The 15,592-nt window shown below is 66.2% G+C and carries 17 protein-coding genes; 13 read left to right on the forward strand and 4 right to left on the reverse strand.

The features are described 5' to 3' along the window. Positions 1-5: 5 nt before the first annotated feature. The 11 genes from ACLH0K_RS01820 to panC all read left to right on the forward strand — a co-directional run bounded on the left by ACLH0K_RS01820 (position 6) and on the right by panC (position 9,587). On the forward strand, positions 6-377 hold the full coding sequence (locus tag ACLH0K_RS01820) for a VOC family protein (RefSeq protein ID WP_411375174.1): 372 nt from the start codon (positions 6-8) through the stop codon (positions 375-377). A 192-nt stretch (positions 378-569) separates the two neighbouring features. Then, positions 570-2,633 carry an ATP-dependent zinc metalloprotease FtsH gene (ftsH, locus tag ACLH0K_RS01825; RefSeq protein ID WP_411375175.1) on the forward strand — a complete coding sequence of 688 codons (2,064 nt, stop codon included), beginning with the start codon at positions 570-572 and terminating at the stop codon, positions 2,631-2,633. Between the two features lie 9 nt (positions 2,634-2,642). Then, complete coding sequence (gene folE, locus ACLH0K_RS01830; protein ID WP_411375176.1) at positions 2,643-3,284, forward strand: GTP cyclohydrolase I FolE; 642 nt, start codon at positions 2,643-2,645, stop codon at positions 3,282-3,284. A gap of 9 nt (positions 3,285-3,293) precedes the next feature. Then, positions 3,294-4,214: a dihydropteroate synthase gene (gene folP / locus ACLH0K_RS01835; RefSeq protein WP_411375177.1), complete on the forward strand. Its 921-nt coding sequence runs from the start codon at positions 3,294-3,296 to the stop codon at positions 4,212-4,214. A gap of 14 nt (positions 4,215-4,228) precedes the next feature. Then, a complete protein-coding gene (gene folB, locus ACLH0K_RS01840; RefSeq protein WP_411375178.1) occupies positions 4,229-4,642 on the forward strand; it encodes a dihydroneopterin aldolase in 414 nt (137 codons plus the stop codon). Continuing rightward, positions 4,639-5,184, forward strand: coding sequence for a 2-amino-4-hydroxy-6-hydroxymethyldihydropteridine diphosphokinase (gene folK, locus ACLH0K_RS01845; RefSeq protein ID WP_411375179.1), 546 nt, complete (start codon positions 4,639-4,641; stop codon positions 5,182-5,184). Before folB ends, folK begins: the two co-directional genes overlap by 4 nt. Then, positions 5,181-5,726: a DUF3180 domain-containing protein gene (locus ACLH0K_RS01850; protein WP_411375180.1), complete on the forward strand. Its 546-nt coding sequence runs from the start codon at positions 5,181-5,183 to the stop codon at positions 5,724-5,726. Before folK ends, ACLH0K_RS01850 begins: the two co-directional genes overlap by 4 nt. Next, complete coding sequence (locus ACLH0K_RS01855) at positions 5,707-6,219, forward strand: PH domain-containing protein (protein ID WP_411375181.1); 513 nt, start codon at positions 5,707-5,709, stop codon at positions 6,217-6,219. Before ACLH0K_RS01850 ends, ACLH0K_RS01855 begins: the two co-directional genes overlap by 20 nt. After that, on the forward strand, positions 6,216-7,796 hold the full coding sequence (locus ACLH0K_RS01860; protein WP_411375182.1) for a PH domain-containing protein: 1,581 nt from the start codon (positions 6,216-6,218) through the stop codon (positions 7,794-7,796). The genes ACLH0K_RS01855 and ACLH0K_RS01860 overlap by 4 nt, the downstream gene beginning before the upstream one ends. Then, positions 7,789-8,682: a Rossmann-like and DUF2520 domain-containing protein gene (locus ACLH0K_RS01865; protein ID WP_411375183.1), complete on the forward strand. Its 894-nt coding sequence runs from the start codon at positions 7,789-7,791 to the stop codon at positions 8,680-8,682. The genes ACLH0K_RS01860 and ACLH0K_RS01865 overlap by 8 nt, the downstream gene beginning before the upstream one ends. A gap of 2 nt (positions 8,683-8,684) precedes the next feature. After that, positions 8,685-9,587, forward strand: a complete 903-nt coding sequence (gene panC / locus ACLH0K_RS01870) for a pantoate--beta-alanine ligase (RefSeq protein WP_411375184.1) — start codon at positions 8,685-8,687, stop codon at positions 9,585-9,587. Positions 9,588-9,778: 191 nt separating this feature from the next. Here panC and ACLH0K_RS01875 read toward each other — a convergent pair whose 3' ends face one another. After that, positions 9,779-10,597 carry an HNH endonuclease gene (locus tag ACLH0K_RS01875; protein WP_411376534.1) on the reverse strand — a complete coding sequence of 273 codons (819 nt, stop codon included), beginning with the start codon at positions 10,595-10,597 and terminating at the stop codon, positions 9,779-9,781. Beyond that, positions 10,536-11,411 (reverse strand): hypothetical protein, encoded by an 876-nt coding sequence (locus tag ACLH0K_RS01880; RefSeq protein WP_411375185.1) that lies wholly within the window; start codon positions 11,409-11,411, stop codon positions 10,536-10,538. The genes ACLH0K_RS01875 and ACLH0K_RS01880 overlap by 62 nt, the downstream gene beginning before the upstream one ends. 233 nt (positions 11,412-11,644) lie before the next feature. Between ACLH0K_RS01880 and ACLH0K_RS01885 the strand changes: the two genes are divergently transcribed. After that, positions 11,645-12,211, forward strand: coding sequence for a type 1 glutamine amidotransferase domain-containing protein (locus ACLH0K_RS01885; protein ID WP_411375186.1), 567 nt, complete (start codon positions 11,645-11,647; stop codon positions 12,209-12,211). Positions 12,212-12,337: 126 nt separating this feature from the next. Next, positions 12,338-13,816 carry a DHA2 family efflux MFS transporter permease subunit gene (locus ACLH0K_RS01890; protein WP_411375187.1) on the forward strand — a complete coding sequence of 493 codons (1,479 nt, stop codon included), beginning with the start codon at positions 12,338-12,340 and terminating at the stop codon, positions 13,814-13,816. A 65-nt stretch (positions 13,817-13,881) separates the two neighbouring features. Here ACLH0K_RS01890 and ACLH0K_RS01895 read toward each other — a convergent pair whose 3' ends face one another. Together ACLH0K_RS01895 and ACLH0K_RS01900 are read right to left on the reverse strand one after the other, a co-directional pair. After that, complete coding sequence (locus tag ACLH0K_RS01895; RefSeq protein ID WP_411375188.1) at positions 13,882-14,718, reverse strand: alpha/beta fold hydrolase; 837 nt, start codon at positions 14,716-14,718, stop codon at positions 13,882-13,884. A gap of 56 nt (positions 14,719-14,774) precedes the next feature. After that, a complete protein-coding gene (locus ACLH0K_RS01900) occupies positions 14,775-15,446 on the reverse strand; it encodes a TetR/AcrR family transcriptional regulator (RefSeq protein ID WP_411375189.1) in 672 nt (223 codons plus the stop codon). Positions 15,447-15,592 lie beyond the last annotated feature (146 nt).

A 15,592-nucleotide genomic window follows, 5' to 3' on the forward strand; every position in this document is an offset into this window, starting at 1 on the left:
CCCCAATGCAGCTCGGCGCATTCTCCGTAGGCCTCGCCGTGCAGGACCTTGCAGCGTCCATGGAGTTTTACGGGAAGCTCGGGTTCACGCAGTACGCAGGGGACCCCGGCCAAAACTGGGTGATCATGAAAAACGGAAACGCGAACGTCGGGTTGTTCAAGGACATGCTCGAGAAGAACGTGCTGATCTTCAACCCCGGCTGGAACCAGGACGCCGAGCCCCTGGACTCGTTCACCGACGTCCGGGAGCTGCAGAAACAACTCAAGGCGCAGGGCGTGCCGTTCGCCACGGAGGCCGATCCGGCAACGGCCGGACCCGCCAGCTGCATCGTGATCGACCCGGACGGCAACCCCGTTTACCTGGACCAGCACGTCTGATTCCGGCCGGCGGCGCTTACTCCCGCCGGAATGTGGGTACTTGGGCTGGCTACGCCCACAGGGAACTTTTGCTTTTCACCATGCGTGATCTACTCCGGACGGTGTATAGCTAGAAATTGACGCAGCACCATCACGCGCGCAACTACTCGCCGTGAAGCACTACCAGAAGGGACGGGGCCAGCCCCCGAACAGATGAAAGCTAAGAACTTTTTCAAAGGCCCGGGCATCTGGATCGTCGTTGTGGTCGGTCTGCTCCTTGTGGCTTTTGCAACGCTGGCTCCCGGCGGTGCGGCACGGATCGACACCGACAAGGGCCTTGAACTGCTGGCCGACAACCAGGTGGAGCAGGCGAAGATCTTCGACGGCGAGAACCGCGTTGACCTCACTCTGAAGGAAAACCTGAACCTGGACGGCCAGGACAAGGGCAAGAGTGTCCAGTTCTTCTTCGTGGATGCCCGCGCGCAGGACGTAGTCAAGGCTGTCACCGACTCCAACCCCACGCAGGGGTACACGGACCAGCCAATTGAAAGCAACTGGTTCTCCGGCCTGCTGTCCCTCCTGATTCCCGTCATCCTGCTCGGCGCCCTCTTCTGGTTCCTGATGACCCGCATGCAGGGCGGCGGCTCCAAGATCATGCAGTTCGGCAAGTCCAAGGCCAAGATGGTCAGCAAGGACATGCCGCAGGTGACCTTCGCCGACGTCGCCGGCTCGGACGAGGCCGTGGAGGAACTCCAGGAAATCAAGGAATTCCTGCAGGAACCCACCAAGTTCCAGGCCGTGGGCGCCAAGATCCCCAAGGGTGTGCTGCTGTACGGTCCTCCGGGTACTGGTAAGACCCTCCTTGCCCGAGCCGTCGCAGGTGAAGCCGGCGTCCCGTTCTTCTCCATCTCCGGTTCGGACTTCGTGGAAATGTTCGTCGGCGTGGGTGCCTCCCGCGTCCGCGACCTGTTCGAACAGGCCAAGGCAAACTCCCCGGCCATCATCTTCGTGGACGAGATCGACGCCGTCGGCCGCCACCGCGGCGCCGGCATCGGCGGCGGCAACGACGAACGGGAACAGACCCTCAACCAGCTGCTGGTCGAGATGGACGGCTTCGACGTCAAGACCAACGTCATCCTGATTGCGGCGACCAACCGGCCGGACGTGCTGGACCCCGCACTGCTTCGCCCGGGCCGCTTTGATCGCCAGATCGGCGTCGAGGCACCGGATTTGATCGGCCGCGACCAGATCCTGCAGGTGCACGCCAAGGGCAAGCCGATGGCTCCCGGCGTGGACCTCAAGGCCGTGGCCAAGAAGACCCCCGGCTACACCGGCGCGGATTTGGCCAACGTGCTCAACGAGGCCGCGCTGCTCACCGCACGCTCCAACGCCAACCTGATCGATGACCGTGCCCTGGACGAGGCAATTGACCGCGTCATGGCCGGCCCGCAGAAGCGCAGCCGGGTCATGAAGGAACACGAGCGCAAGATCACCGCGTACCACGAGGGCGGCCACGCCCTGGTGGCGGCCGCCCTGCGGAACTCCGCGCCCGTCACCAAGATCACCATCCTTCCCCGCGGCCGCGCCCTGGGCTACACCATGGTGGTGCCGGAGAACGACAAGTACTCCGTGACCCGCAATGAGCTCCTGGACCAGATGGCCTACGCCATGGGCGGCCGCGTGGCCGAGGAGATTGTGTTCCACGATCCCTCCACCGGTGCCTCGAACGACATCGAAAAGGCCACCGGCACCGCCCGCAAGATGGTTACCGAATACGGCATGAGTGAGCGCGTGGGCGCTGTCCGGCTGGGCCAGGGCGGCGGCGAGCCGTTCCTGGGCCGCGACGCAGGCCACGAGCGCAACTACTCGGACCAGATCGCGTACGTGGTGGATGAGGAAGTGCGCCGCCTGATCGACCAGGCCCATGACGAGGCCTACGCCATCCTCACCGAGAACCGCGACGTCCTGGACCGCCTTGCCCTTGAGCTGCTTGAGCGCGAAACCCTGAACCAGGCCGAGATCGCCGACATCTTCCGCGACGTCCGCAAGCGCGACTTCCGCGAAGTGTGGCTGTCCAAGGAAACCCGCCCCGTGCAGATGGCGGGCCCGGTGGAGACGCCCCGCGAACGGGCAGAGCGCGAAGCGCAGGAGGAAGCCACCAAGGCCCGCCTCGATGAGCCGCTGGACGCCCAGCCGCCGCACCCGCAGGGCGTTCCGGAAGACGCTCCGTTTCAGGGAGGCGTCCCCGAATCGGGGCCTGACACCCTTCGCGGCTAAGCTTTCTTCGTGACTTCCTTCGACGACGACGTTCCCGCCACTGCCGGATCCCTGGCGGAGGACGGTTCCTCCCATGCAAAGCACACGAAAGTGGACCGGCCACGGATCGAAGCGGCCGTCCGTGAGATCCTCCTTGCCATCGGCGAGGACCCGGACCGCGGCGGCCTGGTCGACACCCCCAAACGGGTGGCCAAAGCCTACGCCGAGGTGTTTGCCGGGCTGCACCATGATCCGGCGGACGTCCTGTCCACCACCTTCGACCTCGAGCACGAGGAACTGGTGCTGGTCAAGGACATCCCCTTCTACTCCACTTGCGAGCACCACCTGGTGCCGTTCCACGGGACGGCCCACGTGGGGTACATCCCCTCGCATGACGGGAAAATCACCGGGCTGAGCAAGCTGGCCCGGCTGGTGGATATTTATGCCCGCCGCCCCCAGGTGCAGGAGCGGCTCACCACTGAGATCGTCGAAGCGCTGGTCCTCCACCTCAACCCCCGTGGCGCCATCGTTGTTGTCGAATGCGAGCACATGTGCATGTCAATGCGCGGTATCCGCAAGCCCGGAGCGAAGACCGTTACCAGTGCGGTCCGCGGGCAGCTTCATGACCCGGCCACCCGTGCCGAAGCCATGAGCCTCATCCTCGGAAGGTAACCACAGACCATGGACTCACTAGCTGCAGCCCCGGGAACCGGGCCCGCAACCTCGCCGCTGCCCATCCTGCGCAAACCGCGCCCGGCGGCGCGCTTCGAAGACCTGCCCACCGGCCGCACCCTGGTCATGGGAATCTTGAACGTCACCCCGGACTCCTTCAGCGACGGCGGCAAGCACGCCAGCACGGATACTGCCATTGCCGCCGGCCTGAGGATGTTCTACGCCGGTGCTGACATCATCGACGTCGGCGGCGAGTCCACCCGTCCAGGAGCCGAGGACGTCAGCCCGGAGGAGGAACAGCGCCGCGTCCTCCCGGTCATCGAGTCCCTGGTGAAGGCCGGGGCGCTGGTGAGCATCGATACCACCCACGCCTCCACGGCGGCCGCTGCCATCAAAGCCGGCGCCGCCATCATCAACGACATCTCGGGCCTCAGCATCGAGCCCGAGATGGCTGAACTCGTGGCCGCGTCCAAAGTCCCCTACATCCTCACCCACCGCCGCGGTGACGCCCGCACCATGAACTCGCTGGCCGAATACACGGACGTGGCCGGTGAAGTTGTGGCCGAGCTGGCCGGCGTCCGGGACAAGCTGTACGCCGCGGGCGTCAGCCCGGAACAGATCATCATCGACCCAGGCCTGGGCTTTGCCAAGAACGACGCCCATAACTGGGAACTCCTGCAGAACCTGGACAAGCTGGACAGCCTGGGCCACAAGGTCCTGGTGGGCGCTTCCCGCAAACGGTTCCTGGGCACGCTGCTTACCGTCGCCGGCAAGTCTGCTTCGCCGGAGGAACGCGACGCCGCCACCGCTGCGATCACTGCCATCAGCGCCTGGCGCGGCGCCTGGGCGGTCCGCGTGCACGACGTCGGCCCCAGCCTGGATGCCGTCAAGGTTGCCGCCCGCATGGCGGCAGCATCTCCAACGACGTAAGGGCCGGGGGACCCATGGACAGGATTACGCTGACCGGTGTGACTGCCGTCGGCCACCACGGCGTCTTTGATTTTGAACGCCGCAACGGGCAGCCCTTTGTTGTGGACGCAGTGCTTTACCTGGATTTCGCCGCAGCGGCAGAGTCCGACGACGTCCGCGACACCGCCCATTACGGCGAGGTGGCGCAGCGTATTACCGAGTGGATTTCCGGCGACCCCCTGAACCTGATCGAGGCCCTGGCCGTTCGGATCGCCGAGAGCCTGCTGGACGAATTCCGGCTCCAGGCCGTGGACATCACCGTCCACAAGCCGCAGGCCCCCATCGAGGTACCCTTCGGGGACGTGGCGGTCACCGTCCACCGGGAGAGGCCCGTCCTCCGGGAGAAAACGGTCCACCGGGACCGGCCTGTCGAAGGGGACACGGCGTGAACCCCGTCTATGCCAAGGCCGTCCTCGCCCTTGGCAGCAACCTCGGGGCGCGGAACGACACATTGTCCGAAGCGGTGGCGGACCTGGTGGACCCGCCGGAAGTGCGGCTCCTCGACGTGTCGCCCATCGTCCAGACCAAGGCCGTGGGCGGCCCGCCCAACCAGCCCGATTTCCTGAACATGGTCATCACGGTGGAAACCAGCCTTTCGCCAATGGAACTGCTGGCGCACTGCCAAGCGGTGGAAAACAAGCACCACCGCGTCCGTGAGGTGCGCTGGGGGCCGCGGACGCTCGACGTCGACATCATCACCTACGGCGACCTTCGCAGCGACGATCCCCAGCTCACCCTTCCCCACCCGCGGGCTGCCAGCCGGGCCTTTGTCCTGTACCCGTGGTCGCTGATCGAACCCGCCGCGGTCCTGGAAGGTGAACGCATCAGCGTCCTGGCGGCCCGGGCAGCAGACATTGACGATCTTGCACCCTTCGACGGTTTTGGCGACTTTGACGGCGTGCCCACGGCAGGGGCGGTGGAGGAGCGGTGAAGCCGATCAACCCGCTGCGCCTCCTCCTGATCGGCTTCATCCTGGCAGTTGCGGGCTGGGCCGCCACTGCGGTGACCAGCAGGTACAGCATGGCAACGCCCGTCCTGCCGGCAACAGCGCTGGCCACCATGGGCGTGATCGTGGTGATCACCCTCATCCTTGGCATCCGGGTCCTGCGCTGGCGCAACAGCCTCAAGGACAGCAGCAAGAAGAAGACCGTCCTCGACCCCCTTCTCGCCGCGCGCACGCTGGTCCTCGCCCAGGCCTGCGCGTATGCCGGCACCGTGCTGCTGGGCTGGCATGTGGGCATTTTCCTGGACCAGCTGCGCATCTGGAGCCTCCGCAGCGACCAGGGCATCACCTGGCTGGCCCTTGCCATGGCTGGCGGCGGGCTGGTGATGATCGTGGTCGGCCTGGTGGTTGAAAGATTCTGCAGGATCCCGCCCGAGGACGGCGACACTAAGGGCGTGGACGGGAAGCCTGGACGGGCCGTCCGCGGCGAAGCCACGGGGGAAGGCGAATATGCATACCGAGGCGATTGACCCGCCGGGGATTGTCTGGCAGCGGGTGTCACCCAAGTACGTCACCGTCCGGCTAGTCGAATGGGCCGTGGGGAACCTGGTCACGGTGCTCCTCCTTTGCCTGCCGCTGGTCTTCGTCCTCGGGGGCTGGTGGGTGTGGCCCCCGCTGTGGCTGGCCATCACTGCCCCGGCCGTCATGCTGGTGGCTGCCATCTGGCGGCTGGTGCTGATTCCCCGCCAGGTCCGCGCCATCGGCTACGCCGAACGTGACGATGACCTCCTGATCCGGGGCGGGATTTTTTTCCAGCGCACCCTGGCCGTCCCTTACGGACGCATGCAGTACGTGGACATCGGCGTGGGTCCGGTGGAGCGGGGACTCGGCCTGTGCACACTCAAGCTCCACACGGCCTCGCCAGGCACCAACGCCAAAATTCCCGGCCTGCCCGCCGCTGAAGGTGCCCGGCTTCGCGAACAGCTGGCGGCCCGCGGCGAAGCCAGGCTGGCAGGGCTGTGACCGCTGACGGGCGGTTCCCGGAACCAGGCACCCCGGCAGGACAGCCGCTTCCCGGCCCCGGGCCGGCTCCGGCAGCCGGCGGTCCAGGGCCCGACGGCGAATGGCTGCGTGTCCACCCGGCGTCGCCTTTTGTGCGGGGCTGGGTGGCACTGGCAGCCATTGCTTTCTTCTTTGGCCGCGACATCTTTGAGCGCTCGTTGCAGGGCCGGCCGGTGTTCCAGGACGAGCTGGCGGGCCGGGCACCGTTCCTGCTGGCCGGCGGCGGGGTAGTGCTCCTGATCGCTGTGCTGGGCTTCGTCCTGACCTGGTACTTCACCAAGTACCAGGTGTCCGGCGGCTACGTCCGGGTCAACACCGGGCTCCTGTTCCGGCAGCAGCGGCAGGCCCGGCTGGACCGGGTGCAGGCCATCGACATCGTGCAGCCCCTCCTTGCCCGGATCTTCGGCCTCGCCGAGCTCAAATTCGAGGTGGCCGACGCCGGGGAATCGGCCGTGCGCCTGGCCTATCTCAAGGTTGAGGACGCCCGGCAACTCCGGGCCACCATCCTGGCCCGTGCCGCAGGCGTCACCACCGGCACCGAAAGTCCCGGCGAGGCCGCGCCCGAGGCACCGGAACTCCCGGTCCTTGCCGTACCGCCGTCGCGCCTTGCCGGTTCGCTGCTGCTCAGCGAGCAGAGCTTTTTCGTGGCGCTGGGCGCCGTGGTGTCCGTGGTTCTGTCGGTCCTGACGGAAAGCAGCGCCTTCTACTTCTACCTCATCCCGGCCGCGCTGGGCCTTGCTGCCAGCTACTGGAACCTGTTCAACAAGGGCTACAACTTCACAGCAGCAATATCGCCGGACGGCATCCGGCTGCGGTACGGACTGCTGGATACACAGGCGCAGACGTTGCCGCCGGGCAGGATCCAAGCGCTCAAGGTTACGCAGCCGCCGCTGTGGCGCCCGTTCGGCTGGTACCGCATGCAGGTCAACGTGGCCGGCTACGGCCTGGCCGACAACGCGGGGGAGGGCACCTCGCGGACCACGCTGCTGCCTGTGGGACGGCTGGATGACGTGATGAGCATGCTCGCCCTGGTGCTTCCGGATCCCGGAACTGACCGCCCTGCCGACGTGTTCACTGCCGGGCTGGCCGGCCTTGATTCCGACGGCGGCTACGTCACCACTCCGCGGCGGGCCCGGTTCCTTGCGCCGTTTGGCTGGCGCAGGAACGGCTTCACGGCCACCGGCACGGCACTGCTTCTCCGTTCGGGCCGCTGGTGGCGGGAGTTGGTTGTGGTGCCGCACCAGCGCACCCAATCCATGGCACTCCAGCAGGGGCCGCTGGCGAGGCGTTTGGGCGTCGCCGACCTGGTGCTGCATACAACCGCGGGACCTGTGACGCCGCGCCTTACCCAGGCAGGGGTGGACGAGGCCCTCGCGTTGTTCGATCAACAGTCGGCGCGTGCCCGGCTTGCACGGAAGCGGCAAACAACGGAACAGTGGCTCCGGCAGGTAGCTCCGCCACTGGCTGAAGCTGCCGAACCCCCGCCGGTGGTTGGTCCCGTCCAAACCCAAACCCAGGAAGGCCCGAAGCATGGCTAAACCCGGACGCCTTGGCGTCGGAATCATCGGCGCCGGGAAAGTGGGGGCGGTGCTCGGTGCCGCCTTGCGCGCTGCCGAACACGCCGTCGTCGGGGTGTCAGCGGTGTCCGACGCGAGCCGTGAGCGGGCGGAAGCGCTGCTTCCCGGCGTTCCCGTCCTTGACGTGCAGGACATTGTGGAGCGTGCCGAGCTGGTGCTGCTCGCGGTCCCGGACGACGCCCTTCCGGAGCTTGTGGAGGGGCTGGCCAAGCTGGATGCCTGGCAGCCGGGCCAGCTGGTGGCCCACACCTCCGGCCGGTTCGGCGTGGGCGTCCTGCATCCGGTACGGGCGGCCGGTGCGGTCCCGTTGGCGCTGCATCCTGCGATGACGTTCACGGGGATGAGCCTGGACCTGACACGGCTGCTGGACTGCACCTTTGGGGTGACAGCGGATGCTCCGATGCTGCCCATCGCCCAGGCCCTGGTGGTGGAGATGGGGGCCGAGCCAGTGGCCATAGCCGAAGCCGACCGGGCCCTGTACCACGCCGCCCTGGCGCACGGATCCAACCACCTGGTGACACTGGTGGCGCAGGCTTCGCAGCTGCTGGCCGAGGTGGGGGTGGAGCAGCCGGAGCGCATGCTGGGCCCGCTGCTGCGTGCAACCCTGGAGAACGCGCTGGCCTCGGGGGAGTCTGCCTTGACGGGGCCCGTGGCCCGCGGCGATGTGGGAACGGTACGTGCGCACGCGGAGGCATTACGGGAGTACGACGGCGGCGGGCACGGCGATGTGCTCGCGGCCTACCTCGCAATGGCACGCGCCACAGCCGTCCGCGCGGAAGGCCGCGGCCTGCTGAAAGCCGGCCAAGTGGACGGGCTGCGCGAGGCCCTGGAACTCAAGGAGGACTGAGGATGCCCATCAAACTCGTCACCACCGTTGCCGAATTGCACGCTGAAGGTGCGCGGCTCCTTACTGCCAATGGCGGCACCTCCCAGGGGCTGGTGCCTACCATGGGCGCACTCCACGAGGGGCATGCCGCTTTGGCCCGCGCCGCCGTCGGGCAAAACGACGTGGTGGTGGCCACCATCTTCGTCAACCCGCTTCAGTTCGGGGACGCGGTGGACCTGGACCGGTATCCGCGCACCCTCGAGGCCGACCTCGCGCTGCTGGAAGCCGAAGGGGTGGACCTGGCTTTCGCGCCGTCCGTGGAGGAGGTGTACCCGGGCGGCGAGCCCCTGGTCCGGATCACGTCCGGGCGCCTGGGTGAGAAGTGGGAAGGCGCCTCCCGTCCGGGCCACTTCGACGGCGCCCTCACCGTGGTGGCGAAGCTGCTGCATTATGGCCTGCCTGCAGCCGGTGTGGCCGGGGCCGGTCTTCCTGCCTACCGTGCCTATTTTGGGCAGAAAGACGCTCAGCAACTGGCTCTGGTGCGGCGTATGGTGGCGGACCTGAACTTTCCGGTGGAGATCGTTGGGGTACCGACGGTCCGTTCCGCCGACGGCCTGGCATTGTCCAGCCGCAACCGTTTTCTGTCCTATGAGGAGCGGGAGGCCGCGCTGGTACTGTCCCGCGCGCTGCGCTTGCTGGAGGAGCGGGCTGCGGTGCGGGAACCGCTCGACCTGGACTCCGCAGTGGCCTTGGTCGAGTCCCAGCCCCTGGTGGCCCTCGACTACTTCGATGTTGTTGATCCGGCCACGCTGGAGCCACTCGCCGAAAACTGCCGCGAAACCCCCTTCCGGGGCGAAGCGCTTGCGCTCATCGCGGCCAAGGTGGGCCCGGTACGGCTGATTGACAACATCCCGCTGAGCTCCTGACGGGCCGAGTTCTTGGCGGGCAGGATTCCTGACTGGGCGGAGGCTTTGGCGGCTACAGCCCGGGATGTTCCCGGTTGGTCATGAGCTGCTCGAGGCCAAAGTCCTCAGGCGTCCCTCCGGACCACTAACGTGCGCAGCAGATGGCAGGCTGGCTAATTGAGCATCACCGGCCTTAGCGCTAGTGCCGTGGCTTATGCACAGAAGAAGTAGTCGGCCGTGCCCCCGGTAATGCCTTGAGGGCCGATCATGCATGGGGGAGCGGCGCGTTTCAGGGCATCTTCCAGTGCCGAGACTTCCACCTTGGTCTGGTCGTCATCACCACCGACTCCCGGCGCGCCAGTACTCTTTGGTGCTCGTGCCGGCCGGATGCCATAAGGTCCCCGCAACCGCACCACACTTGGCGGCCATTGTGATGGTTCCCAATCGGGTTGTTCGGCCTGGTAGTAGCGGCCGCTGGGTGAGGTCCAGCCGGGTGGTTTATCTTTCGTTGCGGCGGTGGGTGTCCAGCGGCTGTTGTGTTTGAGGCGGTGGTGTTTGGGGCAGAGTTGTGCCAGGTTGCTGATGCCGGTCGTTCCGCCGTGCTGCCACGCCTGTAGGTGGTCGGTTTCGTTGTCGAGGGAGTTGTTGTTGCAGCCGGGGAAGGCGCATTTGCCGTCCCGGAGCTGCAGGGCTTTTTTCATGGCTTTGGTGAGCCGGTAGCTGGTGCGCCCGATTTCCAGTGGCGCCCCGTCTCTGGGGTCGATGAGGACCCGGTGGAAGGATTCGGCGCCGTCGGCGAGGAGTTTCCGGGCCATCGAGGCCGGGATGGGGCCATACCCGTCGAGCTCTGCTGGTTCGTCCGTGAGTCCGAGGAGCGCGAACACGGGTACGGTGACGAGGACTTCGGTCCGTGGCGTCGGAACTTTCCCGGGTTCGGTGGTGAAGGCGGCAGCGGTGGCGGTGTTTGTTTCAGTCCCGGCGTCTTCTTCCGGGGTGGAGGTTTTGTGGGTGAGGAGTTGGGTGGCGAGGATGTCGGCTTTGCGCTGGGGAAGGGTGCGGTGCTCGTCCGGTCTTTAAGGGCCGCGGGCGATGGCCGTGTTCCTGTTCCAGATGGCTTGGGCGGTGTCGGCTGGGAGGTAGGCGGAGATCCAAGGCCATGCCGTCGCGGTCCGGGGTGTATTCGACTCGCCGGTCAGCGGCGCTTTTGCGGTGGCGTTTTTCGATGGAGTCGGGGTGGTGGCGTTCGCGCCAGCCCCGTACCTTGGCCCGCAGCCGTGCCGGTACCAGCTGGCCGGCGGGGCAGCCGCGGGCCGGGTTCGGGGCGTTGGGGTCAAGGAGGTGCTCCACCAGCGCGGCCGCAGCGGGGTGGTCAAGGTTCTCGGTTTCGTCCGCGAAGATCTTCGCCTGCTGCCAGCTAAGCGTCCCCGCGGACAGGGCGTCCAGGACCGGCGGCAGCGCACAAACCTGCCGGGACTGGGCCACAAACGCTGATGCGGCGCCGGAACTGATGGTGAGGATCCCGGCGATTTCCTCCACCGTGGACATTTCCGCATAGGTCCGCTCATGCAGAGGCGCGTCCGGGGGTAGCATGGCGTGCTGCAGGTCCATAGCTTCGGTGGCATCCCTGGCCTGGAGTGCGGACAGTTGGGCCTGCAGCTTCTTTATGACGCCCATCCGCTCAAGCCGGATCCCGTAGGCCCGCCCCAGCACATCAACCCCGTCGCCGGCGGCGCCCGAAGATCCTGCAGCGGCGAGGGCGTCGTCCTTTGCCGTGAGCGCGGTAAGAGCAGCAAAAGAGGATTCCACCTCCTCCATCGCTCCCGCAGTTCCCGCTCTGATTCCCATACGAACATCGTCTAACGGGGGTACGACATTCTTTATCCCTGACTGCCCGACGCGGCAGGCGGGGGAAAACCAGCCCGCCGTCGTCGTAATTTCCACGTACAGACGGGGACAATATAGTCAGCTTGCTTATCACTTTTATTCTTCCTAGGCTGGAACCTGCCAGGCAAACAACTCTCAAAGCGGTATTTTGCGCCCAGGAAGCGGGCGGAATCCGCTACAGCTGAGGAGGAACAATGTCAGAACACAGCATCGCAGGCAAGAAGGTCGCATTCCTGCTGACGGACGGCGTGGAGCAGATCGAGCTGACCAGCCCCTGGCAGGCAGTCCAGGAAGCCGGCGGCCAGCCCACGCTCGTGGCGCCCAAGAGCGGCAAGCTGCAGGGGTTCAACGGCACCGAAAAGGGTGACACCTTTGACGTGGACATCACTGTTGCTGAAGCGAACGCCTCCGACTTCGACGCCCTGGTCCTGCCGGGCGGCGTCGTCAACGCAGACCACCTTCGCGTGGACAAAGACGCACAAAGCTTCACCCGGAGCTTCTTCGAGCAGCACAAGCCGGTGGCCTCCATCTGCCACGGCTCCTGGGTGCTTATTGAGGCCGGAGTGGTACGGGGCCGCAACGTCACGTCCTACCACACGCTTGAGACGGACCTTAAGAACGCAGGGGCCAACTGGACAGACCAGGAAGTGGTGGTTGACCAGGGCCTGGTGACCAGCCGCAACCCGGACGATCTGCCGGCCTTCAACAGCAAGCTGGTGGAAGAGATTTCCGAAGGCCAGCACGCAGGCCAGACCGCCTGACACCTTCTGTTCCCTCAGGGTTTGGAAAAAGACCGGTCCGGAGGAATTACTCCAACCGGTAGAGTGTTTGCATCTGCAGCGGCCTTGGTTCGCGCATCACTCACCACTCTCCCTGAGGGAACACTCATGTCTACCGAAGTCTCGCCCAACGCCGGCGGCCAGTCTGTCCATGCCGAAGGAACCAGGCCCGCCGCGCCGGAAAAGATGTCCCGGGAGTCGGTGACTGTCATCAGCACGTTGCTGGTGGCCACGTTCGTGGTGATCCTCAACGAAACCATCATGAACGTCGCCTTGCAGCGGCTCATGGTGGACCTGCAGGTGGATGCGCCCACCGTCCAGTGGCTCGCCACCGGGTTCATGCTCACCATGGCGGTAGTCATTCCCACCACCGGTTTCATTCTCCAAAGCCTGTCCACCCGCAAGGTCTTCATGCTGGCCATGGGGCTGTTCGCGGGCGGCACGGCCCTGGCTGCGGTGGCCCCCGGGTTCGAGATCCTGCTGCTGGCCCGCATCATCCAGGCGGGAGGCACCGCCATCATGCTGCCGCTGCTGATGACCACCATCCTGACGCTTGTGCCCCTGGCCAAGCGCGGTGCCGTGATGGGCAACGTCAGCATCGCCATCTCCGTAGCGCCTGCCATGGGTCCCACCGTGTCCGGCCTGATCCTTGAACACTTCACCTGGCGGTTCATGTTCGTGTTCGTCCTTCCGGTGGCCCTGGCCGCGCTGGCGATCGGCGCCAAATACCTCACCAATATCGGCGAGGCGGAACGGACCAAGCTGGACATTGCGTCCGTGCTCCTCACCGTTCCTGCCTTCGGCGGGCTGGTCTACGGCCTGAGCCAGATCGGCGGCGGCCACGGCGGCCAGGCGGGTCCGGGTGCCGGTGCCATTGCCGCATTGGTGATCGGTGTCGCCGCCCTTGCCGTGTTCGTGTTCCGCCAGGTGCGGCTGCAGAAGGCGGAAGCGCCGCTGTTGGACCTGCGCGCTTTCAACTTCCGAATGTTCACCGTTTCGGTGCTGCTGATGGTGGTGGCCATGATGGCCCTGTTCGGCGGCGTGATCCTGCTGCCGCTCTACCTCCAGGAAATCCGCGGCCTGGGTTCGCTCGAGACCGGCCTCGCACTGCTTCCCGGCGGCCTGGCCATGGGTCTGCTGGGTCCGGTGATCGGCCGGCTGTTCGACAAGGTGGGGCCGCTGCCGCTTACGGTCACGGGTTCCGTCCTGATGGTCCTGGCCCTTTGGCAGTTTTCAATGCTCGACGACGGCACGGCACTTGGGTGGATCATCGCCCTTCACGTGGGGCTGAGTTTCGGCCTGGCGCTGCTGTTCACCCCGGCGTTCACCACCGGCCTGAACCCGCTGCCGCCGCACCTCTACTCGCACGGTTCCGCGATCATGAGCACCACCCAGCAGGTTGCCGGTGCCGCCGGCACGGCGCTGCTCGTGTCCATCTTCGCCGTGGTGTCCGCGACGTCGGGACTCGTTGCCGGGATGGGCGCCGCCTTCCTGACGGCAACCGTCATAGCCTTCGCCGCCGTCGTGCTTTCGGCCATGATGCGCAGGACGGAAGGTGCCGGCGCGGGCCACGGCCCCGCCCACTGACCAACTAAGTAGCGCTAAGTGTCGTTTTGACCGCTCAAAACGACACTTGCTGCTACCCAGTTGGGTCAGCCGGCGTAAAAGTCTGCAAGTTCCTTGATCAGGACATCCGGGGCCTTGATGGCGCCGTCGTGGCCGTAGCCGGGCAGGACGGTGTAGCTGGAGCCGGACAGCACATCGTGGATCTGCCCGCAGGCCACCCCAAAGTAGGCTGGGCTCTTTTCGCCCACCACGATCAGCGTTTCGAGCGGCAGTGCCAGGAACGGCTCCGCGGGCATGTCCGCGGCAATGATCGCCTTGATCTCCCTGACGCCGGTGCGCATCAGTTCCCGCTGCTGCTTGCCTTCGGAGGTGCCGGCGGTCAGCCTGTTGGCGAGCGTCAGCATGGACAGCGGCATCCGGGAGGAGAGGTGCCCGCCCGATTCGAGTCCGCGCTGGAGGACGGCAAGGGCGCGGTCGTCATCCCCGGCGGCGGCTGCGATCTCATATTCGCCGATCCAGTCAGCCTTGACCGAGTGGTTCACGGATACGGCGGGGTCGTACACGGCGAGCCGCTCCACCGGCAGGGTGCGGGCGGCGTGCAGTGCAACGGCACCGCCAAAGCTGTGGCCGAAAACGTCCGTGCTGGACGTGTGCTTCATGACGGTGTCCAGGTCCCGGATATCCACGTCCAGCGTGTAGTCCTGCGGCTGCGGCGATGAGGACCCGCGCCCGCGGCGGTTGAACGTGTGTACGGGCCGGCCCAGTGCGGCGCTGAGCTTTTGGGCGAACTTGGTGTAGTCCGCCGCGGTCACCATGGAGGGCGGGATGACCACCACGCCCGAACCTGCGGAAGCAAGGTCCACGCCCGTGGAGAAGAGTTCCAGAGTGCCGCCGTCGGGGGTCCTGATGTTCTCGCGCGTCATGGTCCGAGCCTAGCCGAGCAACCTGAACGCGGGCGCAAAGGCGCCAGGGGAGGGTCTCAGGCGAGCCGTGCAATAAGCGCTGTGCTTTCCTCCCGGATGGCGGGCAGCCGGCCGGCCAGGCCGCACAGGACGAGTCCTGCATCCGCAGCCTGCTGCGGCGATTCGGCGGTAACGAGCCCGTCTGCCCGAAGGCTGATCAGGGACTCGACCAGGCGGAAGGCGAAGTCCCCGCCAGTGGTGCCGGGGCTCCCGGTTCCGCCAACAGCGGACAGTCCGCCGCCCAATGTCCGGTACAGCCCGCGGAGCTCGTGCCGGTCTTCAAGGAACCGTGCAAACCGTGTGGTCCGTACTTCCGGAAGGTGGTACAGCACGCCGAGGTTCCAGCGGGCGCTGCACAGCTGGGTGCCGTCGTAAAGTGCGACGGCGTGAAGCCGGCTTCCAGCCGCCTCCTCACCGGCGGCGTCGGCAGCGACAGCCCGCGCGAACGCGAGTCCGCCGGATACGGTCCCCTCCAGCAGGTCCTCGAGGATCTCGTCCTTGGTCTTGAAGTGGTGGTACAGCGAGGACTGCCGTATTCCCACCGCATCCGCAATGGACCTGGTAGACGTACTCGCGTAGCCCTGCGTGGTGAAGAGTTCGGCTGCGGCATCGAGGATCTCGTCCCGTGCTGTGGCCCCTGGCCGTGATGGTTGCTGGTGGCGTGGGCGTCCCGGTCCGGCTGAAGTCACCGGATCATTCTTGCACCACCGTTCACGGCGCAGCGGCCAAAATCAAGCGGTGAGGGGCCGGAAATACGGCCGAAACAAGATGTCTATACGCCTTTTACAGAGGTGAAACTGTTTGGGGACATCGCGCTGGAAAACTATCAAGTGAC

It is taken from the genome of Arthrobacter sp. MPF02 (genome assembly GCF_046605375.1).
Taxonomy (GTDB): Bacteria; Actinomycetota; Actinomycetes; order Actinomycetales; family Micrococcaceae; genus Arthrobacter.

What these genes read in the sequence shown, in the direction of transcription:
- ACLH0K_RS01820 (WP_411375174.1), top strand. Translation starts at nt 6, where the DNA reads ATGCAGCTCGGCGCATTCTCCGTAGGCCTCGCCGTGCAGGACCTTGCA.
- ftsH (WP_411375175.1), top strand. Translation starts at nt 570, where the DNA reads ATGAAAGCTAAGAACTTTTTCAAAGGCCCGGGCATCTGGATCGTCGTT.
- folP (WP_411375177.1), top strand. Translation starts at nt 3,294, where the DNA reads ATGGACTCACTAGCTGCAGCCCCGGGAACCGGGCCCGCAACCTCGCCG.
- folB (WP_411375178.1), top strand. Translation starts at nt 4,229, where the DNA reads ATGGACAGGATTACGCTGACCGGTGTGACTGCCGTCGGCCACCACGGC.
- ACLH0K_RS01855 (WP_411375181.1), top strand. Translation starts at nt 5,707, where the DNA reads ATGCATACCGAGGCGATTGACCCGCCGGGGATTGTCTGGCAGCGGGTG.
- ACLH0K_RS01865 (WP_411375183.1), top strand. Translation starts at nt 7,789, where the DNA reads ATGGCTAAACCCGGACGCCTTGGCGTCGGAATCATCGGCGCCGGGAAA.
- panC (WP_411375184.1), top strand. Translation starts at nt 8,685, where the DNA reads ATGCCCATCAAACTCGTCACCACCGTTGCCGAATTGCACGCTGAAGGT.
- ACLH0K_RS01880 (WP_411375185.1), bottom strand. Translation starts at nt 11,411, where the DNA reads ATGGGAATCAGAGCGGGAACTGCGGGAGCGATGGAGGAGGTGGAATCC.
- ACLH0K_RS01885 (WP_411375186.1), top strand. Translation starts at nt 11,645, where the DNA reads ATGTCAGAACACAGCATCGCAGGCAAGAAGGTCGCATTCCTGCTGACG.
- ACLH0K_RS01890 (WP_411375187.1), top strand. Translation starts at nt 12,338, where the DNA reads ATGTCTACCGAAGTCTCGCCCAACGCCGGCGGCCAGTCTGTCCATGCC.
- ACLH0K_RS01895 (WP_411375188.1), bottom strand. Translation starts at nt 14,718, where the DNA reads ATGACGCGCGAGAACATCAGGACCCCCGACGGCGGCACTCTGGAACTC.